Source organism: Rhodanobacter spathiphylli B39, assembly GCF_000264295.1.
GTDB lineage: Bacteria > Pseudomonadota > Gammaproteobacteria > Xanthomonadales > Rhodanobacteraceae > Rhodanobacter > Rhodanobacter spathiphylli.
This window is the reverse complement of sequence record NZ_AJXT01000004.1, coordinates 112,090-138,488: the sequence shown is the minus strand read 5'-3', so window position 1 is coordinate 138,488 and position 26,399 is coordinate 112,090. Positions and strand designations below refer to the sequence as shown.

Below are 26,399 nucleotides of genomic sequence, written 5' to 3'. Positions count from 1 at the left end.
GATTCTCGCAAATCTGGCGTGAACGCGCTGCTTGATATGCTGCGCGGGAGCCCTGATCTGAACCGACATTCACCAAGCTGGAGTTTCCCGTGACCGATGCTGCCACCGTTTCCCACGTCTTCGACGTGGACCAGCAGACCTTCGAAGCCGACGTGCTGCAGGCCTCGCTGAGCACGCCGATCCTGGTCGACTTCTGGGCCACCTGGTGCGAACCGTGCAAGACGCTGGGCCCGATGCTGGAAAAGCTCGCCGCCGAATTCAACGGCGCGTTCCGGCTGGGCAAGGTCGACGTGGACACCCAGCAGGAGCTGGCCGGCATGTTCGGCATCAAGAGCATCCCCACCGTGATGCTGGTGAAGGATGGCCAGGTGCTCGACGGTTTCGCCGGCGCCCTGCCCGAAGGCCAGTTGCGCGAATTCCTGCTGCGCCACGTTCAGCCGCTGGAAGCAGCGGCGGGCAATGAAGCCGCCGCCACCGCCGAGGAACCCGCCCAGGCCGTGAACCGCCTGCAGCAGGCGATCGCCGCCGAGCCGAACAAGCCCGAACTGAAACTGGACCTGGCCGTGGCGCTGATGCGCAACGGGCAGATCGACGCGGCCGAAGCCGAACTCGCCGCCCTGCCTGCCAACCTCGCCACCGACGCACGCGCCGTGCGCCTGCGCAGCGAACTGGAGCTGGCCCATTCGCTGCAGGACGCGCCGGAACGGGTGGCGCTGCTGCAGCGCCTGCAAGCCAACGCCGAAGACTGGGAAGCCCACGATCAACTCGGCGTGCGACTGCTGCTCGAAGGCGACGCCGCCGGCGGGCTCGACCAGTTCCTGCTGATCCTGCAGAAGGCGCGCGACTGGAACGACGGCCAGGGCAGGAAGCGCCTGCTGGCGGCCTTCGCCACCCTCGACGACGCCGAACTGGTCAGCCGCTACCGGCGGAAGATGGCATCGCTGTTGTTCTGATTGTTGGAGAACGGGGAACGCCAGAGCATTCCACCCGCCACAAGGCCACCTGCTCCCTCCCCTGCCTGCAGGGGAGGGCTGGGGTGGGGTCGCTCTCGCTCCTGGTTTTCAAATCCCCGAGCACTGAAGCACCCCCTCCCGACCTTCCCCTGCTCGCCCTCCGGGCAAGCAGGGGGAGGAGCAAGGCAGCGCGAGGCAAGGCATGCCATTCCGTACGCCACCGTATGCTCATGTAAGATTCGTCATTCCCCCGGCATCCGACGAATCCCCATGCGCGCCTCCACCTTCCGCCGCCTGCTCAACCTGTGGCCGCCGTTCCTGTTCAACGCGATCCGCCTGCAGTCGCTCAGCGACGACTACACCGAGGCGAAGGTGGTGCTGCGACTGCGGCCGTGGAATCGCAATTACGTGAAGAGCCAGTTCGGCGGCAACCTGTTCGCGATGGTCGATCCGTTCTGGATGCTGCTGGCGATGCACCAGCTGGGCAGCGACTACTACGTGTGGGACAAGGCCGGCACGATCGACTTCGTGGCGCCGGGCTACGAGGACGTCTACGCCCACTTCAAGCTCGAACCCGGCGTGGTCGATGAACTGCGCGCGGCCGCCGCCGGCGGCGAGAAGGTACTGCGCTGGTTCGAGACCGAGGTGACCACCGCGTCAGGCAAGGTCATCGCGGTGGTGCGCAAGCAGATCTACGTGCGGCTGAAACCGAAGGCGCGGTGACCGTGCGAACCGTCACGCCTGCTCGAAGCGCGCGATTTCGTCCAGCTGGCGCGACGCACCGAGCAGGTTGCGGCCACTCATGTCATCGACGATGCGCTGCAGGAACGGCGAGCGGATCGGTCGCCCCGCCACGCGACGCGCCAGCCACACACTGAAGGCGATCCCGAGCAGTCCCACAGCCATGTTCGCCCAGATCCAGGACGCGCCCGCCGCGTAGAGATCCACGCCGGCAAAGTCCGCGATCGCCACCAGCGGCACCAGCAACCACAGGCACCACCATGGCAGGCCGAGTCCCAGCGTACTGTAGACACGGAACCGCCGAAGCTGCGCCAGCCACCGCTGCAAGACCAGCACCGGCGCATCGAACAGGTAGATCCGCGCCAGCAGGAACAGTTGCGTGGCACACGACCAGATCGCGGCAACGCCATACACGTGCAGCAACAAGCCCATCACCAGGAAATGCGGCACGTTCCGGTGCGCCACCCAGAACGAGGCCACCCACACCACGAAGACGATCCAGCCGACCACTTCCAGCCCCAGCCAGCACAGCGTGCGACGCAGCGAAGCGCGCGACTTCTCCATCCGGCGCTCGCGGAAATCCTGGCGCAACAGGGCCTCCATGCCTTCCTGGCGGATTTCCATGCGTGCCCACGCCTGCTTCAGTTCATCCAGTTCCATCGTCATGCTCCGGTGGTTTGTGCAGCGGTCATCTGGCCGCGCAGTTTCTGCTTGATGCGGCTGATCTTGGTCGCCACGTTGGTTTCGCTGATGCCGAGGATCTCGGCCATCTCGGTGTAGTTGCGGTCTTCCAGGTACAGCAGGATCAGTGCGCGATTGAGCGGATCGAGCTGGCCGATGAAGGCGTACAGCGCGGTCAGCCGTTCGTCCGGTTCGGCGATGCCCTCGCCCCCGCCGACCGTCTCCAGGTGATGCGTTTCCAGCGGCTCGAAACGGTCGGATTCCGACCAGCGCTCGCGCCGCGCCTGCGAAATCGCCACGTTCAGCGCGATGCGGTACATCCAGGTGGAGAACTTCGCGCGCGCCTCGTCATAGCTGCCGAACGAGCGCCACAGCTGCGCGCTGATCTCCTGCACCAGGTCATCGCGGTCAGCGGCGCTGCGGCTGTACAGGCCGGCGACCTTGAACACGATCCGGCGATGTTCGTGCAGCAGTGATTCGAAGCGTTGCTGGTGTGGTCTGGCCGTCATGGATGCTGATCTTCCCCTTGTTCATCCCATGATTCGCACGGCCGCGAAAAAAATCACGGCGGCTTGCCGCCACGCAGCGAGGGGGGATGACTGGGACATCGTGTTTCCACCGGGCATGTGCGCGGCCGGCACGTACGGATCGGCGCGGGCGCCAGGCTCGAATGCCTGCGCGCGATCCCGGCCGTCGGCGCCTGCGTCAGCCTGCTGCGGGTGCTCGCGGCAGTGCTTCGTCGCGCGGTGGTGGGTGCCTCGACCTCGTGACCTCGCCATCCGCGCGTCGTCACGGTCCTCTGATCGGGCCAGCAGCGCCTGTTTCAATGAAGCGGCGTCGCCCCGGTCGGACGCGCGCTCAGTGCGGGAGGGTCTGCGCGGCCGTTTCCCGCATCTGGTCGCGATGGGCCATGTCCTTGCCCAACTGGTAGCCCACGTTGAACATCATCGCCACCAGCGCGAACATGAAGCCGCCGAAGACCAGCGCGGTGCCGGCCTTGCGATGCGCCGGCTGCCGCCGCCACGCCATGCCCACCAGGGCGATCGTGACACCGACGAGGACGGCCAGGGGCTGACCGCTGACCAGCGCGGCAAAGAACACGGCGACGGCAACGATGGCCAACGCAGACTGATTTCGGGGAGTGGCGTTCGACATGGGCATTCCTTGGCGGGGTGAGTGTGGCTGGGTGATGCTGGCGCCTAGCCTAACGGATCGCACGCACTGGTCGTACCTTCGTGCTGGTGGGCGTTGATGCGCGGCACTCGCGATTTCGCGCTGGCGTCTGGCGCTGCGCGCTGCGGCCATTTTTTTGTCTTGTGGGATTTTCCGGGGTCAAAAGCATCGCGCACAGGGTGCGCTCCTACCTGCGACGCAGCGACTCGCCCCCGCCTACAATGCGGGCATCCCCCGCATCCCGGACCATCACCCCATGCGACCGTTTCGCGTCAAGCGCTACCTGCTCACCGGCCTGCTCACCTTCATCCCGCTGTGGGTGACCTGGCTGGTGTTCAAGTTCATCCTCGGGATGCTGGCCGGCATCGGCGCGCCGCTGGTGGCGGGGTTGCTCGGCACACTGGCGCTGGTGGCGCCGCGCACCGCCGAATCACTGAACATGGAATGGCTCAACTTCATTCTTGCGCTGGTGATCACGCTGGTGGCGCTGTACCTGCTGGGCTTCATTGCAAACCGGGTGATCGGCCAGCGCTTCCTCACGGCGTTCGATGGACTGCTGGCGCGCATTCCGCTGGTGCAGACGATCTACGGCGGCACCAAGAAGCTGATGGCGGTGCTGCAGAACAAGCCCAGCGGCATGCAGCGGGTGGTGCTGATCGACTTTCCCCGTCGCGGCATGAAGGTGGTCGGTTTCGTCACCCGGGTGATGATCGAGGAAGGCAGCGGTCGGGAGATGGCGGCCGTCTATATCCCGACCACGCCCAATCCCACCGGTGGCTATCTGGAACTGGTGCCGGTGGACGAACTGACGCCGACCGACTGGACCATGGACCAGGCGATGGCCTTCATCATTTCCGGCGGCGCGGTGGCACCCGACACCTTGCCGGCCTCGCCGCCCCAGTTGCGCCAGGACACCCCGGAGCCGCACGCATGAATCTTCGCCACGTCCTGGCTTTCGTCCTGCTCGGCGCAGCAGCTTGCGGCGCCCGCGCCACCGGCACCGACTGGACCACACCAGCCGAAGCCGCGCAGTTCCGCACCACGCCGAGCTACGCCGACACGCTGGACTACCTGCAGCGGCTGCAGCAGGCGGCGCCCGGCATGATCCGCGTGGAAACGTTTGGTACCACGCCGGAGGGCCGGCCAATGACGGTGGTGATCGCCAGCGCCGACGGCACGTTCGACCCGGCCGCCGCACGCGCCATGCACAAGCCGGTGGTGCTGGTGCAGGCGGGCATCCACCCGGGCGAGATCGAGGGCAAGGATGCGGGGCTGATGCTGCTGCGCGATATCGCGGTCAGCGGCAAGTACCCACACCTGCTCGACCATGTGGTGCTGGTCTACATCCCGGTGTTCAGCGTGGACGGCCACGAGAACTCCAGCCCGTACCACCGCATCAACCAGAACGGCCCGGCCAGCATGGGCTTTCGCGGCCAGTCGCAGTACCTCAACCTCAACCGCGACTACGTCAAGGCCGATGCGCCGGAAATGCGCGCGTGGCTGAAGCTGTGGCAGCGCTGGCTGCCGGATTTCCTGATCGACGTGCACACCACCGACGGCGCGGACTACCAGTACGACCTCACCTGGTACACCGAGGACCCGCACAAGCTCGACCCGGCGGTGAGCCAGTGGCAGCAGGACGCGATCGTCAGGCACGCGCTGCCGGCGTACGAGAAGCGCGGCCACCTCGCCTCGATCTACCTGGAGTTCAAGAACGGCACCGATCCACGCCAGGGCATCGTGAACTTCGGTTCGGGACCGCGCTTTTCCACCGGCTACGCGGCGCTGCAGAACCGGCCGGCGCTGCTGATCGAAACGCACATGCTGAAACCCTACGCGAACCGCGTGCACGCGGTGTACGACCTGGTCGAGCTGATGCTGGAGCAGGTCAACCGCCATCCCGCCGCCCTGCTGGCCGCCACCGCGAAGGCCGATGCCGATACCGTCGCCCGCGCGGGCAACGCCGAAGCCGTGGTGCCGCTCACCTTCCGGCCCGATCCGCAATCCACGCCGTACACGCTGAAGGGTTTCGCGTTCACGCTGAGCCACAGCGACATCTCCAACAGCGAATGGATCCACTACGACCCGAGCCACCCCGAGACTTACACCATCCCGAACCGGAATGGCCTGCTGCCCGCCATTTCCGTGACGCCGCCGGCGGCCTACGTGGTGCCCGCGCAGTGGACACGGATCATCGACCGGCTCGACGCGCACGGCATCGTCTACCGGCGCACCAGCGCGCCGATCACGATCCGCGCCACGGGTTATCAGCTGGATGATCCGCAGTGGGCGAACAAGTCGTTCGAAGGGCACGTGATGCTGCGCGACTTCAAGCTGCATTCGGTGTCGCGCGAAGCCACCCTGCCGGCTGGTTCGGTGATCGTGCCGATGAACCAGCGGGCGGCCAACGTGGCGATCAACCTGCTCGAGCCGCAGGCACCCGATTCGCTGCTGCAATGGGGTGAGCTCGATGCGGTCTTCGAAGCCAAGGAATACGGCGAACCGCGCGTGCTGGAAAAGCTGGCGCGCGAAATGACCGCGAAGGACCCGGCGCTGAAGGCCGCGTTCGAGCAGAAGCTGCACGACGACCCCGCCTTCGCCGCCGACAGCTACGCCCGCCTGAACTGGTTCTACCGGCGCTCGCCCTGGTACGCCGACCAGCAGGTGGGCGCCTACCCGGTGCTGCGGCTGGACCCGGCGCAGCTCGGGGCACTGCCGGGCCACGCTTCCCCTGCCCACCCCTGACCTATGACACTGTATCGCCCATGACGTTTGGCCTAGCGTCGGCGGTCTTGACGGCCGCCGGGGGGAACGCGGGGGCACGATCATGAAAGCTCCCCGGCCACCGCCGGCGTCCATCCAAACAGAGGGATATCCATGACCAAGCAGTATCTGAAGCCCATCGCGCTGGCGATCAGCGTGGCGCTCGCCCTGACCGCCTGCGGCAAGCAGGACTCGGCGCCGGCACCGGCCGCCAGCACCAGCGCGCCCGCCGCAGCCGCCACCACCGCGGCAGCCGACCTCGGCAAGAGCATCTTCGACGTCAGCGAACTGGATCCGAAGATCAACGCCTGCGCCGACTTCAACGGCTTCGTCAACAACCAGTGGGTGGCCGCCAACCCGATCCCGGCCGACCGCACCCGCTGGGGCGCGTTCGACAAGCTGGCCGAGGACAGCCTGAACACCCAGCACAAGATCGTCGAGGACGCCGCCAAGGGCGCCGACCAGGCCGCCGCCGGCTCGATCGAGCAGAAGATCGGCAACTTGTACAAGTCCGGCATGGACGAGGCCGCCATCGACAAGGCCGGCTTCGATCCGATCAAGCCGAAACTGGCCGCGATCGACCAGCTGAAGAACGGCAAGGACGTGGCCGGATACCTCGACAAGAGCTTCGCCGGCGGCGACATGCAGGTGTTCCAGTTCGGCTCCGGCGCGGACTTCAAGCACGCCGAAACCCAGATCGGCTACACCTTCCAGGCGGGCCTGGGACTGCCGACCAAGGATTACTACACCGACCCGAAGCAGGCCGACCTGCGCAAGGCCTACCTCGACTACATCGCCAAGACGCTGCAGCTGACCGGCGTCTCCGCTGCCGACGCGAAGAAGCAGGCCGATGAAGTGATGGCGTTCGAGACCAAGCTGGCCGCCGCCTCGCTGGCGCCGGTCGAACTGCGCACGCCGGAAAACCAGTACCACTTCGTCAGCGTCGCCGAAGCGGACAAGGTCACCCCGCACTTCAGCTGGGAGAACTTCTTCAAGGCCCAGGGCGTGACCATCGACAAGGGCTTCTCGCTGTCGCAGCCGAAGTTCTTCGCCGAGTTCGACAAGCTGCTGGCCAGCGCGCCGATCAGCCAGTGGCAGGCCTACCTGCGCTTCCACACCATCGATGACGCCTCCGACGCGCTGAGCAAGAATTTCCGCGACAACAAGTTCGCCTTCTACGGCAAGACGCTGTCCGGCCAGCCGGAGCAGAAGCCGCGCTGGAAGCAGGTGCTGGGCGCGGTCAACGGCTCGATGGGCATGGCGCTGGGCGAGCTGTACGTCAAGACCGAGTTCACCCCCGAAGCGAAGAGCCGCGCCGAGGAGCTGGTGACCAACGTGCGCAACGCGCTGAAGGCACGCATCCAGAACCTCGACTGGATGAGCGACGAGACCAAGGCCAAGGCGATCGCCAAGTGGGACACCTTCCTGCCCAAGATCGGCTACCCGGACAAGTGGCGCGACTGGACCGGCCTCACGATCGTGCCTGACAACTACTACGCCAACCTCGAAGCGGCCGGCAAGTTCAACTACGAGTACGACATCGCCAAGATCGGCAAGCCGACCGACCGCAAGGAATGGGGCATGACCCCGCAGACGGTCAACGCGTACTACAACCCGACCGACAACACGATCAACTTCCCGGCCGCGATCCTGCAGCCGCCGTTCTTCAACGCCAAGGCCGACGACGCGATCAACTACGGCGGCATCGGCGCGGTGATCGGCCACGAGGCCAGCCACGGCTTCGACGACGAAGGCAGCCAGTTCGACGGTGCCGGCAACAACGTCAACTGGTGGAGCGAGGCCGACCGTGCCAAGTTCGACGCCCGCACCGCCAAGCTGGTGCGGCAGTTCAACGACTACACGCCGATCAAGGACCAGCCGGACGCGCACGTCAACGGCAAGCTGACCCTGGGCGAAAACATCGCCGACCTGGGCGGCCTCAACGTGGCCTACGACGCGCTGCAGGCAGCCCTGAAGCAGCACCCGGAGGAAGCGGGCAAGAAGATCGACGGCTACACCGAGGACCAGCGCTTCTTCCTCAACTGGGCCCGCGTGTGGCGCGGCAACATCCGCGAGAAGCAGGCGCTGCTGCGCCTGAACACCGATCCGCACGCACCGGCCTCGCTGCGCGCGATCGGCGCGCCGTCGAACATGCCGGCGTTCGCCACCGCGTTCCAGTGCAAGCCCGGCGATGCGATGGTGCGCGGCGACGACAAGCAGGTGAAGATCTGGTAATCCGGCGGCCATCCAGGTCGCGGTGCATCGCGACCTGACGCAACCCCAGGGCCCCGCATGCAGATGCGGGGCCTTTTTCTTCCCGGCCGGTGCCCCCTGACCTTTGACACTGTCTGGCCCATGACGTTTGGCCTAGCGTGGACGGGCATGCGTCCGCGTCCGGGGGGACCAGCGACGCGGCCGAACAAGCACATTCACCACCACTTACAAGGGACATCCATGACCAAGCAGTATCTGAAGCCCGTGGCACTGGCGCTCGCCGTCAGCCTGGCGCTGGCCGCCTGCGGCAAGCACGACGCCGCCGACAACGCGCCGGCACCGACCAGCACCGCCCCGGCGCCCGCCAGCACCACCGCCGCGGCCGATCTCGGCAAGAGCATCTTCGATATCAGCGAACTCGGCGACAGCGCGCAGGCTTGCCAGGACTTCAACAGCTTCGTCAACGCCAAGTGGGTCAAGGCCAATCCGATCCCGGCCGACCAGACCGTGTGGGGCGCCTTCAGCGTACTGCACGAGAAGAGCCTCGCCGACCAGCGTCAGCTGGTGGAAAACGCGGAGAAAAATGCCGACGGCGCCAAGGCCGGCTCCATCGACCAGAAGCTCGGTTGGCTGTACCACAGCAGCATGGACATGGACGCGCGCAACAAGGCCGGCTTCGATCCGATCAAGGCCGATCTGGCCGGCATCGACGCGCTGAAGTCCAACAAGGAGCTCTCGACCTGGCTGAATCAGTCCTTCGCCAAGGGCGACGGCGCGGTGTTCAACTTCGGTTCGGGCGCCGACTTCAAGGACGCCAAGATCCAGATCGCCTACACCGAGCAGAGCGGCCTCGGCCTGCCCACGCCGGATTACTACACCGATGCGAAAAACAAGGACGTGCGCGACGCCTACGTCAAATACCTCGCCAAGCTGTTCGAGATGACCGGCAGCAGCGCCGCCGACGCCGGCAAGCAGGCCGCGCTGGCAATGAAGTTCGAGACCGACCTGGCGCAGCACTCCATCCCGCGGGTGGAAATGCGCAAGCCGGAGAACCAGTACCACTTCGCGACCGTGGCCGAAGCGAACAAGGTCACCCCGCACTTCGACTGGAATGCGTTCTTCAAGGCGCAGGGTGTCACCATCGACAAGGGCTTCTCGCTGTCGCAGCCGAAGTTCTTCGCCGAGTTCGACAAGCTGATCGCCAGCGCGCCGATGGATGAGTGGAAGGCCTACCTGAAGGCCCGCACGATCTCCAGCGCGGCCCCGGCACTATCCGAACCGTTCGTGGACGCGCAGTTCGATTTCTACGGCAAGACCCTGCGCGGCCAGCCGCAGCAGCAGCCGCAGTGGAAGCGTTCGCTGGGTTCGGTCAACGGCGCGATGGGCATGGCGCTGGGCGAGCTGTACGTGGCCAAGTACTTCACCCCGGAAGCCAAGGCGCGTGCCGAAGAGCTGGTTACCAACGTGCGTGACGCGCTGAAGACGCGCATCGAGAACCTCGACTGGATGAGCGCGGAGACCAAGACCAAGGCGCTGGACAAGTGGTCCAAGTTCCTGCCGAAGATCGGCTACCCGAAAACCTGGCGCAACTGGGATGGCCTGACCATCACCAAGGACAGCTACTACGCCAACATGCAGGCGGCCAGCAAGTTCAACTACGAGTACGACATCGCCAAGATCGGCAAGCCGACCGACCGGCAGGACTGGGGCATGACCCCGCAAACGGTCAACGCGTACTACAACCCGACCGACAACACGATCAACTTCCCGGCCGCGATCCTGCAGCCGCCGTTCTTCGATGCCAAGGCGGATGATGCGATCAACTACGGCGGCATCGGCGCGGTGATCGGCCACGAGGCCAGCCATGGCTTCGACGACCAGGGCAGCCAGTTCGACGGCGACGGCAACAACCTCAACTGGTGGACCGACGCGGACAAGAAGCAGTTCGAGGCCCGCACCGGCAAGCTGGTCGACCAGTTCAACGGCTATGCGCCGCTGGCCGATCATCCGGAGCTGCACGTCAACGGCACGCTGACCCTGGGCGAGAACATCGCCGACCTGGGCGGCCTCAACATCGCCTATGACGCGCTGCAGACCGCGCTGAAGAAGAACCCGACCGAAGCGGCCTCGAAGATCGAGGGCTACACCCAGGACCAGCGATTCTTCCTGAACTGGGCCCGCGTGTGGCGTGGCGACATCCGCGAAAAGGCGCAGATGGTCTATCTGAATGCCGATCCGCACTCGCCGATGAAGTTCCGCGCGATGGGCGCGCCGTCCAACATGCCGACCTTCGCCAGCGCGTTCCAGTGCAAGGCCGGCGACGCGATGGTGGCTCCGACCGACAAGCAGGTGAAGATCTGGTAATTCCGGATCGACACCGACCGCAGTTCACCGCGGCTTGAAACGAAGGCCCCGCATGCGAATGCGGGGCCTTTTTCATGGTGTGCGCCCAGCCGATGCAACCTCGGTTTGCAGATGCCAGCTCCGAAGGTATTGCAAATCATTCTCATTAAGTTATCTTAGGCACCTTCTCCGGCCGCCAGGGTATTTGCGGCAGGCCGGAACGTTCCGCCAACCCAGGTTGTTTCCCGTCGAACGACACGACGCACGCTGATTTTCTTCGGTGCGCGTTCGGCCGCCCCGAACCCTGCATCCAGCCAATGCAAGACCTTTGCATGCGCCAGACCCGCCAGGCCCTGTCCGCACGCAAATCCCGTTCATCCATGGAGCTCTCATGACACCGATCAAATCGCGCAAACATCCCGTCGGCTCGCGCACCCAGGCCACGACGACGAGCGCGCTGAAGGCGGCAACCCTGTTCACCGGCCTGGCGCTGGCTTTCCCCGCGGCCGCCACGGACGCCACGCCCGCTGATTTCACCGGCGCGCAAGTGGCGCAGGCCAAGAGCCTGCCAGGCGTGCAGGTGGAAGCGGTCACCGGCAACGACTACCGCGTCGACAAGCTGTCCTCGCCGAAATACACCCAGCCGCTGCTGGACACCACGCAGACCATCAGCGTGATCACCAAGGAGCTGATCCAGCAGCAGGGCGCCACCACACTGACCGAAGCGCTGCGCAACAGCCCGGGCGTAGGCACTTTCTACGTCGGCGAGAACGGCAGCACGAACACCGGCGACAGCATCTACATGCGCGGGTTCGACACCTCGGGCAGCATCTTCGTGGACGGCGTACGCGACCTCGGCTCGATCTCGCGCGACGTGTTCAACATCGAACAGGTGGAAGTGGCCAAGGGTCCGGCCGGCACCGACTACGGCCGCACCGCGCCCACCGGCTCGGTGAACCTGGCCAGCAAGCAGCCGCAACTGGGCGACGGCATTTCCGGATCGATCGGCTACGGCAGCGGCCAGCACCGCCGTGCCACCGCCGACTGGAACCAGACCTTGGGCGCCACCTCCGCGTTCCGCCTCAACCTGATGGGCCAGGACAGCGGCTCGCCGGGGCGCGACAAGGTCGAAGCGAACCGCTGGGGCGTCGCGCCGTCGCTGGCGTTCGGCCTGAAGACGCCGACCCGCGTCTACATCGACTTCCTGCACGTGCAGCAGAACAACCTGCCCGACGGCGGCGTGCCGACCCTGGGCCTGCCCGGTTACAGCAGCCCGGATGCCACCCGGCCGTTCCTCGCCGACGCGCCGATGGTCGATCCGTCGAACTTCTACGGCACCACCTCCGACCATGACGACGTCAAGGCGGACATGTTCACCATCATCGTCGAGCACGACTTCTCGACCGACGTGGCGTTGCACAACACCACGCGCTGGGGCCGCACCCACCAGGATTACCTGCTGACCTCGTTCCGGGGCGACGCCGCTAACCTGCTGACCCCGGACGCCGCCGATCCCTCGACCTGGTCCATCGCGCGCAGCCTGCCGACGTACAAGAACCAGACCAACCGCATCGTCACCAACCAGACCAACCTCACCGCCAGCTTCGACACCGGCAGCGTCACGCACGACCTCAGCGCCGGCATCGAGCTGAGCCGCGAAAAGGCCGACACCATCGGCATGGCCACGCTGGCCGGCAGCGCCTGGCCCGCCGCCAATCTCTACCACCCGGAGGCCGACGTCAGCGGGCTGCTCTACGGCGGCAATGGCGCCGACACCCATGGCCAGACCGACACCGAAGCGGCCTACCTGTTCGACACGCTGAAGTTCAACGAGCAGTGGCAGGTCAATGCCGGCCTGCGCCTGGATCACTACCAGACCGACTTTGACAGCATGGTGGTCTGCGGCTCGCGCAACGCCCCGGCCTGCGGCACCCTGCCCGCCGGCAGCGTGCTGCCGGGCGTGGACGCCGACAAGTCCGGCAACCTGCCCAGCTACAAGCTCGGCGTGCTGTACAAGCCGGCCGCCAATGGCAGCATCTATGCGAACTTCGCCGTGTCGCAGGAGCCGCCGGGCGGCAACACGCTGACCCTGAGCGGTTCGGCCAACAGCGCCGACAACCCCGACTTCGATCCGCAGAAGGCCCGCACCGTCGAGCTTGGCAGCAAGTGGGACCTGCTCGACGAAAGACTGCTGCTGACCGGCGCGCTGTACCGCACCACCGTCACCAACGACTTGGTGCAGGACCCGGTCGACCTGCAGTATTACCAGGTCGGCGAGAAACGCGTGCAGGGCATCGAGCTGAGCATGGTCGGCAAGCTCAGCGACAACTGGGCGGTCAGCGCCGGCTACACCACCATGGACGCCAGGGTGATCAGCGGCACGGCCGTCGCCAACGACGGTTCCAGCGACCTGGCCTATACGCCGAAGAGCGCGTTCACCGCCTGGACCACCTGGCACCTGCCGTTCAACCTCACCATCGGCGGCGGTGCCCGTTATGCCGGCAAAATGAAGCGCGGCACCGACGGCGCGATCGGCACGCCCGCCTTCACCGAGGCGTACTGGGTGTTCGACGCGATGGCCAGCTATCCGGTCAACCGGCATTTCGACCTGCAGTTGAACCTGTACAACCTGTTCGACAAGGACTACGTCGCGGCGATCAACAAGAGCGGCTACCGTTACACCCCGGGCACGCCGCGCGCGGCGATGCTCACTGCCAACATCCGTTTCTGATCCTCGGCCTCCCGCCCAGGTCCAAGGTGCTTCATGCTGCTGCACATCCCTGAGGTACTCGATCCCGCGCAGGTCGCCCGGATTCGCGCCGAGCTGGATGCGGCCGCGTGGACCGACGGCCGCGAGACCGTCGGCGTGCAGGGAGCGAAGGTCAAGCGCAACCTGCAGCTGCCCGACGCCTCGCCACTGCGCCTGCAACTGGGCCAGCTGGTGCTGGCGGCGCTGGCGAAGAACCCGCTCTATCACGCGGCAGCCCTGCCGCTGCGCACCCTGCCGCCGCGCTTCAACCGTTACGAAGGCGGCGGCGAATACGGCTACCACGTCGACGGCGCGGTGATGGCGCTGTCCGCCGACGCGCAGCTGCGCAGCGACGTGTCCTGCACGCTGTTCCTCAGCGGGCCGGACGAGTACGACGGCGGCGAGCTGATCGTCAACGACACCTACGGCGAGCACGAAGTGAAGCTGCCGGCCGGTGACCTGATCGTCTACCCGTCGAGCAGCCTGCACCGGGTCACCCCGGTGACCCGCGGCGCGCGGGTGGCCTCGTTCTTCTGGGTGCAAAGCCTGGTTCGCGACGACAGCCGCCGTCGCCTGCTGTTCGAACTGGACAGCTCGATCCAGCGCCTGACGCAGACGGCGGCCGACCCGGCGGCGGTGCTGCAACTGACCGGCGTCTACCACAACCTGCTGCGACAGTGGTCAGAGACCTGAGAGGTTGTGAGTTTTTCAACCTCGAAGCCCGGCCATGGCGAGGGCATGGCGAGGACATGGATGCCCGAGTTGAGGCAACGCAGGGAGCAGTTGCCCGATGCCCGAATTGAGGCAACGCAGGAGCAGTTGCCCGATGGCCGGTCGCGGAGCAGTCACGCAAGTGACTGATTCGCGTGAGCAGGTCCGGGCATGTACCGGACATGCGATGGAAGAAAACCACAGGAAGTGATGTTCTTCACCGGCGCTGAGCCGGGCCGACGGCAGACAACGGTTCCCACCGCGCGCCGCGGAGCGGATAATTGTCGACCCCCTGCAAAACGCGGCTGAAACATGTTTGTCCCTGGTCAACGCTGGATCTCCTCCGCCGAACCCGAGCTGGGCCTCGGCACCGTGTTGCGCGTCGAAGGACGCGGGGTGCAGGTGCTGTTCGCCAAGGCCGGCGTACTGCGCCCCTACGCGATCGACTCGGCGCCGCTGCTGCGCGCCGAGTTCCGCGCCGGCCAGCGCGTGGCCGGCAAGGGCATCGCGTTCCTGGTCGAACGGGTGGAAATCCGCGATGAACTGCTGATTTATCGGGGCGAAGGCCGCGAACTGGAAGAAGGCCAGCTCGACGACGAGCAGAGCGTGAGCCAGGCCGACGATCGCCTGATCGGCGGTCGCACCGACACCGTGGCGCACTTCGAGCTGCGCCTGGAAGGCCTGAAGCGACGCGCCGAGGCGCGCCGTTCGCCGATGTGGGGGCTGGGCGCGGCACGGATCGGACTGGTGCCGCATCAGCTGCGCGTGGCCGGCATCGCCTCGGCCCGCCGCCCGCCCCGCGTGCTGCTGGCCGACGAGGTGGGCCTGGGCAAGACCATCGAGGCGGGCATGATCATCGCGCGCCAGCTCGCCACCGGCCGCGCCTCGCGGGTGCTGCTGCTGTTGCCCGACACCCTGGTCTACCAGTGGTTCGTCGAGATGCTGCGCCGCTTCAACCTCAGCTTCGCGATCTACGACGAGGAGCGCTGCGAGGCCCTCGAACAGGCTGGCGACGCCGGCAATCCGTTCGAGGACGAGCAACTGGTGATCGCCGACTTCGGCTTCCTGGAAAGCTCGCCGAAATACGCGAAGCAATTGCTGGAAGCGCCATGGGATCTGCTGGTGGTGGACGAAGCCCATCACCTGGCGTGGTCACCGGACATGGCCAGCCCGCGCTACACGATGGTGGAGCAGCTGGCTGCGGCGATTCCCGGCGTGATCCTGCTCACCGCCACCCCCGAACAGCTCGGCCGCAGCGGCCACTTCGCCCGCCTGCGCCTGCTCGACCCCCAGCGTTACCACGATCTGGACGGCTATCTGGCCGAGGCCGATACCTACCAGGCGCTGTCGAAGATCGCCGACCGGCTGCTCGACGGCGAGCCGCTGGACGAACTGCAGCGCGCCACCCTCGCCGACGCCTTCCACGGTGACGCCGCACTCACCGCACAACTCGCCGATTCGACCAAACCGGCCAACGCCCGCGAACTGCTGGCCGCGCTGATCGACCGCCACGGCACCGGCCGCGCGATGTTCCGCAACAACCGCGCCGGCGTGGGTGGTTTCCCCAGGCGCTTGCCCGAATGGCACCTGCTGGACGCGGACACGGTGGACGAAAGCACGCGCCAGTCGCTGCTGGCCGAGTTCCATGCCGACATCCTGCAGCCGCCGGCGCTGATCGAGATCGACTACAGCGCCGACCCGCGGGTGGATGCGCTGATCGGCCTGCTGGAGCAGCACCCGCAGGACAAGTTCCTGCTGATCTGCCGCAGCCAGGCCAAGGTGCTGGCGCTGGAGGAAGTGCTGCGCACCCGCAGCGGCGTCGGCGTGGCGCGTTTCCACGAAGGCCTCGGCATCATCCAGCGCGACCGCAACGCCGCCTACTTCGCCCAGCCTGACGGCGCGCGATTGCTGCTGTGTTCGGAGATCGGTTCGGAGGGGCGCAACTTCCAGTTCGCGCATCGACTGATCCTGTGGGACCTGCCGCTGGACCCCGACCTGCTCGAACAGCGCATCGGCCGGCTCGACCGCATCGGCCAGAAACACGACATCAACATCCACATCCTGGCCGTGGCCGACAGCGCCCAGCACGTGCTGGCCCGCTGGTATGACGAAGGCGTCGACGCGTTCCGCATGAGCCCGGCCGACGGCCGCGAACTGCTGCGCCGCTACGGCGAGCTGCTGACCCGGCTGGCGGACGAGCACGCCCGCGGCGACGACAACCGCGACCAGGAACTGGACGCCTTGCTGGCCGAAACCCATGCCAGCCATGAGCAGATGGCCGAGCTGATCCGCGGCGGCCGCGACCACCTGCTGGAACTGGCCGCCACCCGCGACCTGCACGCCGACGAACTGCAGCAGGTGTTCGCCCGCGAAGACCACGACCCCGGCCGCAACGCCTTCGTGCAACGCCTGCTGGAAGCGTTCGGCATCCATCCGGAGGAGCTGGGCGGCCAGGTCCTGCTGCTCGATCCGCAATACCTGTCCACCGATGCCCTGCCCGGTTTCGCCGACGGTCCGCAATCGGTCACCTTCGTGCGTGACGTGGCGCTGGCCCGCGAGGAACTGCCGCTGCTGCGGCTCGACCACCCGCTGGTGGCCGGTGCGATGGACCTGGCGCTGTCCGGCGAGCAGGGCAACGCCGCGTTCATGGTCGACGACGCGCTGCCGCCGCGCAGCGCGTTGCTGCAGGCGGTGTTCCTGCTCGAGTGCGTCGCCGATCGCCGGCTCGACGCCGAGCGCTTCCTGCCGATCCTGCCGATCGTGATCACGGTGGATACCCGACTCGCCGAACGCGCCGATTTCGAGCCCAGCGACATCGCGCTGCGCAAGGCGGGCGACCGCAACATCGAGGTGGTGCGCTACCGCAAGTTCCTGGGCAAGCTGGTGCCGCCGATGCTGGAGCGCGCCGAGGCACTGGCCGGCGTACAGGCGAAGACGCGAATCGAGGAAGCCACCGACCTGGCCACCACGATGCTGGATGCCGAGCTGTCGCGGCTGCTGGCGCTGCGTGCGGTCAATCCGTCGGTCAGCGAAGCGGAGATCGCCGCGGTCGTCGCCGAGCGTTCCGAACTGCTGGGTGCCCTGCCGCAATCACGGCTGCGCCTGGACGCCGTACGCTTCGTGGTCAGCGCGGACTTCCTCGCCCTGCGCTGACGCCGGCCCGGCCCAGGCAGCGGCTTCAACGCTCAGCGCAGCAAGCGTCGCCGCGGCTTCCACGGCAGCCGCCCGCGCCAGTATTGAATCAGCACGATGCCGCCCAGCATGCCGCCGAGGTGGGCGAAGTGGGCGACGCCCGGCTCGATGCCAGTCACGCCCATGGTCAGTTCCGCGGCGGCGTACAGGCTCACGAACAGCCACGCCGGCATCGGGATCGGCAGGAAGATCAGCATCACCTTCTCCTGCGGATACAGCACGCCGAACGCCAGCAGCAGGCCGAAGATGGCGCCCGACGCGCCCAGCGTGGGGCCGACCTGGCCCGGAAAGAACCACAGCACGGCCAGCTGCAGCAGCGAGGCGGAGATCGCGCAGACGAAGTAATAGAGGGTGAAATTGCGTGCGCCGAAGGTGCGCTCGATGGTGCCGCCGAACATGTACAGCGCGATCATGTTGAACGCGATGTGGGTGAGGCTGCCATGCATGAACGCGCTGGTGACGATCTGCCACACCCCGAACAGGCCCGAGCCCAGCGGCCACAGCGCGAAGTTCAGCAGCAGCACCTGCCCCATCACCTGCTGCAGCAGGAACACCGCGACGTTGGCGATCAGCAGGTTGCGAGTCACGGGCGGCAGGTCAAAAGGCATCAACAGGTTCCGGAGAGTGCCTTGGCAAGGCGTGGGTGGCTTCGCTTGATGACCGCGCCGCGCCGCTTTCGTTCAGCACGGCAGGCAGAAAAAAGCCGCCTCACGGCGGCTCCACGGAAAACGTGTGCGGCCGCGCTCAGCCCTTGTCGGCTACCTGCGCCATCGCTTCCGGACGCTTGGCGCCGGCGAAGCGCTTGGCCCAGTAGCCTTCCTTCAGGCTGGAGATCTCCACCGACTTGCCGGTGGCCGGCGAGTGGATGAAGCGGCCGTTCGAGATGTAGATGCCCACGTGCGAAATGGCACGCTTGCCATGCGTACGGAAAAACACCAGGTCGCCCGGCTGCATGTCGGCCCGCTTGACCTTGAGGCCGGCCAGGAACTGAGAGGCCGAGTTGCGCGGCAGCTGCATGCCCACCGCATGAGCGAACACATAACGCACGAAACCGCTGCAGTCGAAGCCGGTGGACGGGTCGCGACCGCCGCGGACGTAACGGGTGTCGCGCAGGCCCATCGCCACGACCAGCAACGACTTGCGCAGGTCGGTGATGTTGGCGCTGACCTTGGCAGCGGCGGCGCTCTGCTCGCTGGTGTCGGCGGCAACGGAAGCCTTCTCGACGATCATGGCGCCGGCGTCGGGAACCACGGCCTGGGCCAGCCCGGCCACCGGGTTGAAGACCGGCAACTGCCCCAGCAGCGGTGCGCTGACGCGCGCGATCGCGGCATCATCGAGCAGGACGGGAGCCGCCGTGGCGGTCTGGCCGGCAACAACGGCGAGGGGAACAAGGGACTTCGCTTGAAGCGGAGCGGAAACCAGCAGCACGGAAAGGAGCGCGGTGGCGGCAGTCAGGTGCTTGAAGGACATGCTGGGAAAAATCCCTTGTTGTTCACAGGATTGGCCGCGCAGCAGGTGCCGACGACGTGACGAGGGAGTGAACTTAACAAGAAGATGGCGTGCAGATGTTGGATTGAGGTTAACTGAACTCTGCCGTTCCGGAAAACCGGGATAGCGCGCACACTTTATACAAGCCAATGATTTCTATTGAAATAATGGCTCAGGCGCCAGCCTCGGGCCAGTAGTGTGAGTCCGGGTAGGAACGCTGGCCGAAGATCGCCGTGCCGATCCGCACCTCAGTCGCCCCTTCGGCGATGGCCAGCCCGAAATCACCGCTCATCCCCATGGATAACCGTGGGATATCATGGCCTTGCAGCATGGATCGGTCGCGCAGCTCGCGCAGCAGCCGGAAGCAGGCCCGTACCTCGTCAGCGTCGACGGAGTGGATGGCCAGGGTCATCAGCCCACGGACGCGCAAGCCGTGATAGCCGCGCAAGGCGTTCAGGAAGTCGGCCAGCTGTTCAGGCGGGAGACCGTATTTGCTGGGCTCGATGGAGGTTTTCACCTGCACCAGCACGTCGATGCCGCGGCCCTCGTGCTGCAGCCGTCGATCCAGCGCCTCGGCCAGATCCAGCCGGTCCAGCGATTGCACTTCGCTGGCCAGCCGCGCCACGTCCTTCGCCTTGTTGGTCTGCAGGTGGCCGATCATCACCCAGTCGATGCCGCAGTCGGCCAGCGGCGCCGACTTGTCGCGGATCTCCTGCACCTTGTTCTCGCCGAAGCGGCGCATGCCCAGCGCCACCCCGGCCCGGATCAGCTCCGGGCCGAAGGTCTTGCTGACCGGCAGGATGTCGACCTCGGCCGGGTCGCGCCCGGCGGCTCGGCAGGCCTCATCCACCCGGCGGCGGACGTCGGACCAGTTGGCGGCGAGGTGGGGGTGATCCATGGACAAGCCCGTGGCGGTCGTCCCCTCTCCCCTTTGGAGGGAAGAAGGAGAACGTCGCTCAGCCCCTGGCGCCCTGCGCGAAGTGCTTGGCCACCACCTCGGCCACCACCATGCTGACCTTCTTGCCGGTGGGGATGTGCAGGAACTCGTTCGGACCGTGGGCGTTGGAATGCGGCCCCAGCACGCCGGTGATCAGGAACTGCGCCTGGGGGAATTTCTCGCCCAGCATGCCCATGAACGGGATGCTGCCGCCCTCGCCCATGTAGGTGGCCGGTGCGCCGAAGTGGTTCTGCGAGGCGTCGCTGACCGCCTGTTCCAGCCACGGCGACAGCGCCGGCGCGTTCCAGCCCGAGCCGTCCTTCTCCAGGGTGAAGGTGACCTTGGCGCCGTACGGCGGGTCCTTCTCCAGCAGCTGCTTGACGAACTCGCCGGCCTTGGCGCCGCTCAGCGTGGGCGGCACGCGCAGGCTCAGTTTCACCGAGGTGAACGGACGCAGCACGTTGCCGGCGCTTTCCAGCGGCGGGATGCCGCCGATGCCGGTGACCGCCAGTTGCGGACGCCAGGTGCGGTTGAGCACCAGCTCGGCCAGGTCCTTGGTGACCGGCTGCATGCCGTCGACCCAGGGGAACTTGTCGTAGATGTCGTCGCCCAGCACCTCGGCGGACAGCTTGGCCTGGTCGATGCGCTGCTGCGGGATGTCGACGTACAACTCCTTCGGCTTGATCGCGCCGGTGGCCGGGTCCTCCAGCCGCGACAGCAACTCGCGCAGGATGCGGAAGCTCGACGGCACCACGCCGGAGGCATCGCCCGAGTGCACGCCTTCTTCCAGCACCTGCACGCTGAGGTTGCCGCCGGTCATGCCGCGCAGCGAGGTGGTCAGCCACAGCTGGTCGTAATTGCCGCAGCCCGAATCCAGGCAGACCACCAGCGACGGGCTGCCGATGCGCTCGGCCAGGTGGTCGACGTAGAACGGCAGGTCGTAGCTGCCCGATTCCTCGCAGGCCTCGATCATCACCACGCAGCGCGCGTGGGGGATGCCCTGCTCGTGCAGCGCCAGCAAGGCGGCCAGCGAGCCGAAGATCGCGTAGCCGTCGTCGGCGCCACCGCGGCCGTACAGCTTGTCGCCCTTGATCACCGGCGTCCACGGGCCGAGGCCCTCGGCCCAGCCGGTCATCTCCGGCTGCTTGTCCAGATGGCCGTACAGCATCACGGTGTCGTCGCCCTGGCCCGGCACGTCGATGTAGATCAGCGGCGTGCGCCCTTCCAGCCGCACCACTTCCAGCGTGGCACCGGGCAGCTGGCTCAGCTTGGAGCGCGCCCAGGTTTCCATCAGCTTCACCGCTGCATCCATGTAGCCGTGCGCCACCCAGTCCTTGTCGAACATCGGCGACTTGTTGGGAATGCGGATGTATTCCACCAGCTGCGGCACGATCTCGTCGTCCCAGAGGCCACTGACAAAACGCGAGAGGCGGGCAGTATCCATCGGTATCACTCCAGCAGGCAGACAAGTGCGCCATTGTACCAGCGCGCTTCCGTCGCACCGACAACCGACGGGCTGCGCCCCACACGGGGGCACGACGATCACGCACGCACGGCCTGTCGTGCTTCCGACTGTGCAGGGCGGGCGGCGGCGGGATAGTTCGCCGACGGCACACGGATGCCGTGACCACCGCCCAAGGAGAAAGCCCATGTTCAACAAACTCGTCGCTGTTGCACTCGCGCTGACGCTCGCCCTGCCCGGCCTGCTGCTGGCGGCCACCCCGGTCAACATCAACCAGGCGGATGCGGCCACCATCGCCAAGTCGCTGGACGGCATCGGCCAGGCCAAGGCCGAGGCCATCGTGGCCTGGCGCGAGGCGCACGGCCCGTTCAAGAAGGCCGACGACCTCAAGCACGTCAAGGGCATCGGCAAGGCCACGATCGAGCGCAATCGCAGCGCGATCCAGCTGGAGGCGGGAGACACGCCCGAGGCGGTCGCCCAGGCCGACGCGCCCGCCAAACCCGCCCACAAGGGCAGGAAGGCAGCGAGCGAGAAATAAGCGGCCGGGGCAGATCGGCGGCGGCGGCGCGGTCCATGGCGGGCCGCGCCGCTTGCGTTACACTCGCGCGCCCAGCCCATCGCCACCCCGGTCATGATCCTGCCGCGCTATCACATCGCCGCCTCGGCCATCCACGGCGCCGGCAAGGGGCTGTTCCTCGACGAAACGGTGGCCGCGGGCAGCATCATCACCGCACCGGACGCCATCACGCAGACCTTCCGCTACGCCGACATCATGGCCTCGGCGGAGCTGCGTGCGCAGTTCCACGCCAGCGCCCGCTGGTTCGAGGATCGCTACACGCTGTCGCCGGACTGGCCCGACGAGTGCTACATCAACCACAGCTTCGCACCCAACGGGCTGTGGCACCTGGGCTTCGTGTTTGCCCTGGCCGAGCTCCCGCCGGGGACCGAGATCACGGTGGATTACCGGCACCTGCTGCCGCCGGGCCAGGCCGAGGATTTTGTCGATTCGGTCACAGGTGAGACAATCACCGGATTGTCCTGGCAAGAAAGTCTCGCCAGCAGCACTCATGCACTGGCCGAACTGCTGGTTGCCGCCCACCGCTGATCGTGATGTTTGATATTCCAACCATTGAAACGGCGCGCTTGCGCCTGACTGCGCTGACCGAACGTCATTTCGACGACTACGCCTCGATGCTGGCCGACCCTGCCAGCACGCGCTGGATCGGCGACGGCCAGCCACTGGACCGCACCAATGCCTGGCGCTCGCTGGCCATGCTGCTGGGCCACTGGCAACTTCGCGGCTGCGGCATGTGGGCGCTGGAACTGAAAGCCACCGGCGAGTTCATCGGCCGCGCCGGCCTGATGTATCCCGACGGTTGGCCCGACCTGGAAATGGGCTGGATGCTCAAGCCCGAACACCGCCACCACGGCTACGCCACCGAGGCGGGTACGGCGGTGCTGGAATTCGCCTGGAACCAGTTGCACGCGCAGCGGGTGATCAGCCTGGTGCGCATCGGCAACGAAGCTTCGGACCGGGTCGCCGAGCGACTGGGCGGCGAGCACATCGAAGACATGGACTTCTACGGCAGCCACAGCCACGTGTTTGCCTACTACCCGCCGCATCGCGAGCCGCGCCGCGCCTACGGCTGAGCTCCACGATTTCTCTTCGCGGGCGCGCCGGAAAACCCGCGCCATCGGATGGCGGAGGGCGTGAGCGCCCTCCGCCCCCTCGTCAAAGCGCCGGCGGCAACCCGCTGGCTGAGCGCGACGAGACCAGCGAGCGGGCCACCTCGGCCAGCGCGAACAGGCGTGCCACCCGCATCCAGCCGATCACCAGCACTACCAACTGGGCCAGCAGCACGGCGATGACCAGTCCGGCCACGCCCACTGCGGGGGTGTTCACCCGCCCGATCCCGATCGCCATGGCGATCACGTAGCCGATCACGCTGATCAGCAGATAGCTGAGCAAGGTGCTGAGCGGACGACGCAGCAACTGCATGAAGCCGCGACCCAGGGCGCGGGTGGCCGAACGCAGCCCGGCGTCCGCGATGAACGCGGCGCGGCTGGACTCGACAATCGACTGGGCCAGCACGAACAGCACGCCGGCGACGAACAGCGCCAGGTGCGAGGCCCGATCAGCCTGCGACTGCAGGACGGCCTTGTCGCCGACGTCGTCGGCCATGTGCATCGCCACGCCGATCAGGGCGCCCATCACCACGTAGGGCAGGATCGACCACAGCATCAGGCGGAACATGCGACCGTATTCGACGATGCCGCACTGGAGCAGATGACTGAAGCCCAGCGTGCGACCCGCGCGGCCGGTACCCACCACCATGCCGGTGAGGAATGGCGACAGCAGGGCTGTCAGCACCATGCCCAGCAAGGCGATGCCGCCGAACCAGTTGGACATGTTGAGTGCCGTCATGACATCACTGAACATGCTGCCGTTGAAGCGCGCCGCCCACTCCTGCGCATGGATCGAATGATCCAGCACGCTGCTGAGCGCGCGCCAGATCGGCAGGCTGACCACCGCCGTCGGCAACAGCAGCAGCAATACCCACAGCAGCAGCAAGCGCCACTGCATGGCGGCGAACGGCGCGCGCATCAGCGCAGCCGAATCCACGCGGCGTGAAATGCGTCCGGTCTTCATCACAGCGTCCCCATCAAGGCGTAGAAAGTCTGAAAGAAGGAGGCGACATCCGCACTCCAGCGGCGCGAGGCTGCGCCATCGGCCTTGATCGTCCGACTGTCATTGAGCGAATTGGCATCCAGCACGATCTTCCGGTCGGGGTCCACCGTGGCCGACACCGCCTTGGCCGGCCTGGTGAAGCTGATCCGCTTCCAGCGACTGGCGTCGTCCCACTTCACCGTCTCGCTGCTGTCGTCGGCGAACTTCACCAGCACCGTGCGCGGCACCGCCGCACCGGTGCGGCGCACCGTGATCGTCGACAGCCACGGATACGGCCCGCCATGCCTGGCGTCCTTGTGGGCCTTGTCCCAGGCCGCGCGGGCGTCGTCGATCTGCTTGTCGACGTCCTTCGCGGAGAGGGTGACGCGCTTGCCGTCGCGGATCACGGTACCGGTGCGCGGCACCTGCTCCTCGTTGTCGATCGAGACCACGCTGGCGTCGACCTTGTCGGTGCCGTAGACCTGCGAGGCGAAGATCGCATGCACCAGCTCGGGCTGGCCCGAACCCTCGGCCAGCGCATCGCGCAGGTCGGCGGCGTCGGGGTGGCGGAACTTCCAGCGCTCGTAGTACAGCTTCATTGCCTTGCCCATCACCTCGTGACCGAGCAGGTTTTCCAGCGTGCGCATGGTCGCCGCGGTACGCGCGTACACCGACCCGTAGCTGTTGCTGGACATGCGGTCCCACGAGTTGGAGTCGAGCGAATCGGCCGGCACGCCGATGCCGACGACACCGGACAGCCGCTCGGCTTCGAACGGGGTCAGCTGCGGTGCAAAACCCAGCTTGCTCAGCAGCGGCGTGGTGACCCAGATGTCCTGCTTGCGATCGACCAGCATGCGATCGTCCCAGTACTGGTTCATGCCCTCGTCGAGCATCGGCTCCTCGAATTCGTTCGAGCCGAGCAGGCCCATGAAATAGCCATGGCCGAACTCGTGGATGGTGACGAAGTCGATCGCGTACTGGGTCAGCGTGTCGGGCGTGACCTTGTCGTAACCCTCGGCGGTGAAGAAGGTCGGGTATTCCATGCCGCCCGCCTCGCCCGCGTTGTACGGCGGCACCACGGCGGTGATCGTCCTGTACGGATACGGGCCCAGCGTGTCGGAGAAATAGGTCAGCGAATCGGTGGTGGCCTTCAGCACCGGTTGCGCGCTCGCCTCGTACTCGGGCGGATAGATCACCTGCACGTCGACCTTGGGGCTGCCCGGCCCGGTCCAGCTGGTGCGCTGCACCTTGTAGCCAGGCGCAGCGACCCAGGCGAAGTCCTCCACATCGGTCTGCACGAAGTGGTGGGTGACCTTGCCGCCGCTCTCGACCGGCGTGCCCTGCTGCTCACCCACCGCGCCCACGGTGTAGCCCTTCGGCACGGTCAGCTGGACGTCGTAGTTGCCGTAGTCGGCATAGAACTCGCTGTGGAAATGGAACTCGTGCGCGTTCCAGCGCGGCGCCGTGGCACCGCGCTCGCCGGGCAATTCCAGCACCGCGATCTTCGGGAACCACTGGCCGACCAGATGGAAGTCACCGAACCAGCCGGTGCGCTCGACCACGCGCGGCAGCTGGTCGTGGAAGTCGATGTCCAGGCTCAGCGTGCCCTGGGCCGGCACCGCCTGCGGCAGGTCGAGCTCGACCACCGTCCTGTCGGTCTTCGGGCCGCCGTCGGGCTGCACGAAACGCCAGCTCACGTTCTGACCGCCCTGCTGCACCTTGTTCAACTCGATATAGCCCCACTCGCCCTTCTTCAGGTCGGCGTTGCCGCGCGAGTGGCCGCTGCCGGAGAACAGGCGCCGCTCGGTGAAGAACGTGCTGCCCGGGCCTTCGAACGCGTTGAGGTAGAGGTGCAAGTAGATCTTGCTGACCGGCTGGTTGCTGCGGTTGCGCCAGGTCATCGTCTGCTTCGCGTCGACCGTGTGCCTGGCCGGGTCCAGCGTGGCCTGGATGGTGTAGCCCACCACCTGGTCGGACAGCGTGGCCGGGTGATCGCCACGCGGGCCACCCCACGCGTCGGGCGCGCTGGGCACCTGGAAGTTCGCCGCATCCGCCGAGACGAACGGAATGTCGGCGGCAACTGCGCCGGCACTGGCCGGAGCCATCACCTGACCGGCCGGCGCGCTGGCCGTCGTGCTGGCAGACGCAGGCGTCTGCGCCATGACCGGACATGCCGCGACCGACAAGGTCACGGCACACAAATACCCCCACTTGCGTGCAATTCGCCGCATGTTTGCCACTCCCCTGGACAATCCCCACAGATTGCGCCCGTCAGGGAAACGGGGCATAGGCCATAGGTCATGCGCGGCAAGCGAAAGTTCCTG

At 66.6% G+C, this 26,399-nt stretch carries 21 protein-coding genes; 12 read left to right on the top strand and 9 right to left on the bottom strand.

Translation table 11 applies throughout. The features are described from left to right. Positions 1-89: 89 nt before the first annotated feature. Positions 90-953, top strand: coding sequence for a thioredoxin (gene trxA / locus UU7_RS01330; protein WP_007804634.1), 864 nt, complete (start codon positions 90-92; stop codon positions 951-953). A gap of 270 nt (positions 954-1,223) precedes the next feature. Then, the gene (locus tag UU7_RS01325) at positions 1,224-1,676 is read left to right on the top strand and encodes a DUF4442 domain-containing protein (protein WP_007804632.1); all 453 of its coding nucleotides are present in this window, start codon (positions 1,224-1,226) and stop codon (positions 1,674-1,676) included. A 12-nt stretch (positions 1,677-1,688) separates the two neighbouring features. Here UU7_RS01325 and UU7_RS01320 read toward each other — a convergent pair whose 3' ends face one another. From UU7_RS01320 to UU7_RS01310, 3 genes are all read right to left on the bottom strand, one after another. Then, entirely contained in the window at positions 1,689-2,354 is a 666-nt protein-coding gene (locus tag UU7_RS01320) for a hypothetical protein (protein ID WP_007804630.1), read from the bottom strand. Between the two features lie 2 nt (positions 2,355-2,356). Then, the gene (locus UU7_RS01315; RefSeq protein WP_007804628.1) at positions 2,357-2,884 is read right to left on the bottom strand and encodes an RNA polymerase sigma factor; all 528 of its coding nucleotides are present in this window, start codon (positions 2,882-2,884) and stop codon (positions 2,357-2,359) included. Positions 2,885-3,233: 349 nt separating this feature from the next. Further along, on the bottom strand, positions 3,234-3,530 hold the full coding sequence (locus UU7_RS01310; protein WP_157581796.1) for a hypothetical protein: 297 nt from the start codon (positions 3,528-3,530) through the stop codon (positions 3,234-3,236). 274 nt (positions 3,531-3,804) lie between these two features. Between UU7_RS01310 and UU7_RS01305 the strand changes: the two genes are divergently transcribed. The 7 genes from UU7_RS01305 to rapA all read left to right on the top strand — a co-directional run bounded on the left by UU7_RS01305 (position 3,805) and on the right by rapA (position 17,481). Then, entirely contained in the window at positions 3,805-4,482 is a 678-nt protein-coding gene (locus UU7_RS01305) for a DUF502 domain-containing protein (protein WP_007804625.1), read from the top strand. Next, a complete protein-coding gene (locus tag UU7_RS01300; protein ID WP_007804624.1) occupies positions 4,479-6,293 on the top strand; it encodes a M14 family metallopeptidase in 1,815 nt (604 codons plus the stop codon). Before UU7_RS01305 ends, UU7_RS01300 begins: the two co-directional genes overlap by 4 nt. A gap of 132 nt (positions 6,294-6,425) precedes the next feature. After that, on the top strand, positions 6,426-8,546 hold the full coding sequence (locus UU7_RS01295) for a M13 family metallopeptidase (RefSeq protein WP_007804623.1): 2,121 nt from the start codon (positions 6,426-6,428) through the stop codon (positions 8,544-8,546). Positions 8,547-8,765: 219 nt separating this feature from the next. Further along, positions 8,766-10,889 carry a M13 family metallopeptidase gene (locus tag UU7_RS01290; protein ID WP_007804622.1) on the top strand — a complete coding sequence of 708 codons (2,124 nt, stop codon included), beginning with the start codon at positions 8,766-8,768 and terminating at the stop codon, positions 10,887-10,889. A gap of 370 nt (positions 10,890-11,259) precedes the next feature. Continuing rightward, on the top strand, positions 11,260-13,599 hold the full coding sequence (locus UU7_RS01285; RefSeq protein ID WP_007804621.1) for a catecholate siderophore receptor Fiu: 2,340 nt from the start codon (positions 11,260-11,262) through the stop codon (positions 13,597-13,599). A gap of 33 nt (positions 13,600-13,632) precedes the next feature. Beyond that, positions 13,633-14,310: a Fe2+-dependent dioxygenase gene (locus tag UU7_RS01280; protein ID WP_007804620.1), complete on the top strand. Its 678-nt coding sequence runs from the start codon at positions 13,633-13,635 to the stop codon at positions 14,308-14,310. A gap of 330 nt (positions 14,311-14,640) precedes the next feature. Next, the gene (rapA, locus tag UU7_RS01275) at positions 14,641-17,481 is read left to right on the top strand and encodes an RNA polymerase-associated protein RapA (RefSeq protein ID WP_007804619.1); all 2,841 of its coding nucleotides are present in this window, start codon (positions 14,641-14,643) and stop codon (positions 17,479-17,481) included. 32 nt (positions 17,482-17,513) lie between these two features. On the opposite strand, the gene UU7_RS01270 is transcribed toward rapA, so the two are convergent. The 4 genes from UU7_RS01270 to UU7_RS01255 all read right to left on the bottom strand — a co-directional run bounded on the left by UU7_RS01270 (position 17,514) and on the right by UU7_RS01255 (position 21,389). Continuing rightward, positions 17,514-18,128 carry a rhomboid family intramembrane serine protease gene (locus UU7_RS01270; RefSeq protein ID WP_007804618.1) on the bottom strand — a complete coding sequence of 205 codons (615 nt, stop codon included), beginning with the start codon at positions 18,126-18,128 and terminating at the stop codon, positions 17,514-17,516. 136 nt (positions 18,129-18,264) lie between these two features. Next, positions 18,265-18,990, bottom strand: a complete 726-nt coding sequence (locus UU7_RS01265; RefSeq protein ID WP_007804617.1) for a C40 family peptidase — start codon at positions 18,988-18,990, stop codon at positions 18,265-18,267. A 190-nt stretch (positions 18,991-19,180) separates the two neighbouring features. Beyond that, positions 19,181-19,906 (bottom strand): YggS family pyridoxal phosphate-dependent enzyme, encoded by a 726-nt coding sequence (locus tag UU7_RS01260; protein ID WP_007804616.1) that lies wholly within the window; start codon positions 19,904-19,906, stop codon positions 19,181-19,183. Positions 19,907-19,964: 58 nt separating this feature from the next. Then, positions 19,965-21,389: a M20 family metallopeptidase gene (locus UU7_RS01255; RefSeq protein WP_007804615.1), complete on the bottom strand. Its 1,425-nt coding sequence runs from the start codon at positions 21,387-21,389 to the stop codon at positions 19,965-19,967. 205 nt (positions 21,390-21,594) lie between these two features. Here UU7_RS01255 and UU7_RS01250 point away from each other — a divergent pair, with 205 nt between their 5' ends. From UU7_RS01250 to UU7_RS01240, 3 genes are all read left to right on the top strand, one after another. Further along, positions 21,595-21,945 (top strand): ComEA family DNA-binding protein, encoded by a 351-nt coding sequence (locus UU7_RS01250; protein WP_007804614.1) that lies wholly within the window; start codon positions 21,595-21,597, stop codon positions 21,943-21,945. A 93-nt stretch (positions 21,946-22,038) separates the two neighbouring features. Continuing rightward, complete coding sequence (locus tag UU7_RS01245; RefSeq protein ID WP_007804613.1) at positions 22,039-22,512, top strand: SET domain-containing protein-lysine N-methyltransferase; 474 nt, start codon at positions 22,039-22,041, stop codon at positions 22,510-22,512. A 5-nt stretch (positions 22,513-22,517) separates the two neighbouring features. Next, a complete protein-coding gene (locus UU7_RS01240; RefSeq protein WP_040672654.1) occupies positions 22,518-23,057 on the top strand; it encodes a GNAT family N-acetyltransferase in 540 nt (179 codons plus the stop codon). Positions 23,058-23,139: 82 nt separating this feature from the next. Here the strand turns inward: UU7_RS01240 and UU7_RS01235 are convergent, their stop codons facing one another. Continuing rightward, complete coding sequence (locus UU7_RS01235) at positions 23,140-24,057, bottom strand: hypothetical protein (protein ID WP_007804611.1); 918 nt, start codon at positions 24,055-24,057, stop codon at positions 23,140-23,142. Further along, the gene (locus tag UU7_RS01230; RefSeq protein ID WP_007804608.1) at positions 24,057-26,237 is read right to left on the bottom strand and encodes a M1 family metallopeptidase; all 2,181 of its coding nucleotides are present in this window, start codon (positions 26,235-26,237) and stop codon (positions 24,057-24,059) included. Before UU7_RS01230 ends, UU7_RS01235 begins: the two co-directional genes overlap by 1 nt. Positions 26,238-26,399: the final 162 nt, after the last annotated feature.

Excerpts from the sequence above, each read along its gene's own strand:
- UU7_RS01280 (WP_007804620.1), top strand. The coding sequence starts at position 13,633 with ATGCTGCTGCACATCCCTGAGGTACTCGATCCCGCGCAGGTCGCCCGG.
- UU7_RS01290 (WP_007804622.1), top strand. The coding sequence starts at position 8,766 with ATGACCAAGCAGTATCTGAAGCCCGTGGCACTGGCGCTCGCCGTCAGC.
- rapA (WP_007804619.1), top strand. The coding sequence starts at position 14,641 with ATGTTTGTCCCTGGTCAACGCTGGATCTCCTCCGCCGAACCCGAGCTG.
- UU7_RS01305 (WP_007804625.1), top strand. The coding sequence starts at position 3,805 with ATGCGACCGTTTCGCGTCAAGCGCTACCTGCTCACCGGCCTGCTCACC.
- UU7_RS01320 (WP_007804630.1), bottom strand. The coding sequence starts at position 2,354 with ATGGAACTGGATGAACTGAAGCAGGCGTGGGCACGCATGGAAATCCGC.
- UU7_RS01300 (WP_007804624.1), top strand. The coding sequence starts at position 4,479 with ATGAATCTTCGCCACGTCCTGGCTTTCGTCCTGCTCGGCGCAGCAGCT.
- UU7_RS01230 (WP_007804608.1), bottom strand. The coding sequence starts at position 26,237 with ATGGCGCAGACGCCTGCGTCTGCCAGCACGACGGCCAGCGCGCCGGCC.
- UU7_RS01255 (WP_007804615.1), bottom strand. The coding sequence starts at position 21,389 with ATGGATACTGCCCGCCTCTCGCGTTTTGTCAGTGGCCTCTGGGACGAC.
- UU7_RS01295 (WP_007804623.1), top strand. The coding sequence starts at position 6,426 with ATGACCAAGCAGTATCTGAAGCCCATCGCGCTGGCGATCAGCGTGGCG.
- UU7_RS01235 (WP_007804611.1), bottom strand. The coding sequence starts at position 24,057 with ATGAAGACCGGACGCATTTCACGCCGCGTGGATTCGGCTGCGCTGATG.
- UU7_RS01260 (WP_007804616.1), bottom strand. The coding sequence starts at position 19,906 with ATGGATCACCCCCACCTCGCCGCCAACTGGTCCGACGTCCGCCGCCGG.
- UU7_RS01245 (WP_007804613.1), top strand. The coding sequence starts at position 22,039 with ATGATCCTGCCGCGCTATCACATCGCCGCCTCGGCCATCCACGGCGCC.
- UU7_RS01285 (WP_007804621.1), top strand. The coding sequence starts at position 11,260 with ATGACACCGATCAAATCGCGCAAACATCCCGTCGGCTCGCGCACCCAG.
- UU7_RS01270 (WP_007804618.1), bottom strand. The coding sequence starts at position 18,128 with ATGCCTTTTGACCTGCCGCCCGTGACTCGCAACCTGCTGATCGCCAAC.
- UU7_RS01240 (WP_040672654.1), top strand. The coding sequence starts at position 22,518 with ATGTTTGATATTCCAACCATTGAAACGGCGCGCTTGCGCCTGACTGCG.
- UU7_RS01315 (WP_007804628.1), bottom strand. The coding sequence starts at position 2,884 with ATGACGGCCAGACCACACCAGCAACGCTTCGAATCACTGCTGCACGAA.
- UU7_RS01250 (WP_007804614.1), top strand. The coding sequence starts at position 21,595 with ATGTTCAACAAACTCGTCGCTGTTGCACTCGCGCTGACGCTCGCCCTG.
- UU7_RS01310 (WP_157581796.1), bottom strand. The coding sequence starts at position 3,530 with ATGTCGAACGCCACTCCCCGAAATCAGTCTGCGTTGGCCATCGTTGCC.
- UU7_RS01265 (WP_007804617.1), bottom strand. The coding sequence starts at position 18,990 with ATGTCCTTCAAGCACCTGACTGCCGCCACCGCGCTCCTTTCCGTGCTG.
- UU7_RS01325 (WP_007804632.1), top strand. The coding sequence starts at position 1,224 with ATGCGCGCCTCCACCTTCCGCCGCCTGCTCAACCTGTGGCCGCCGTTC.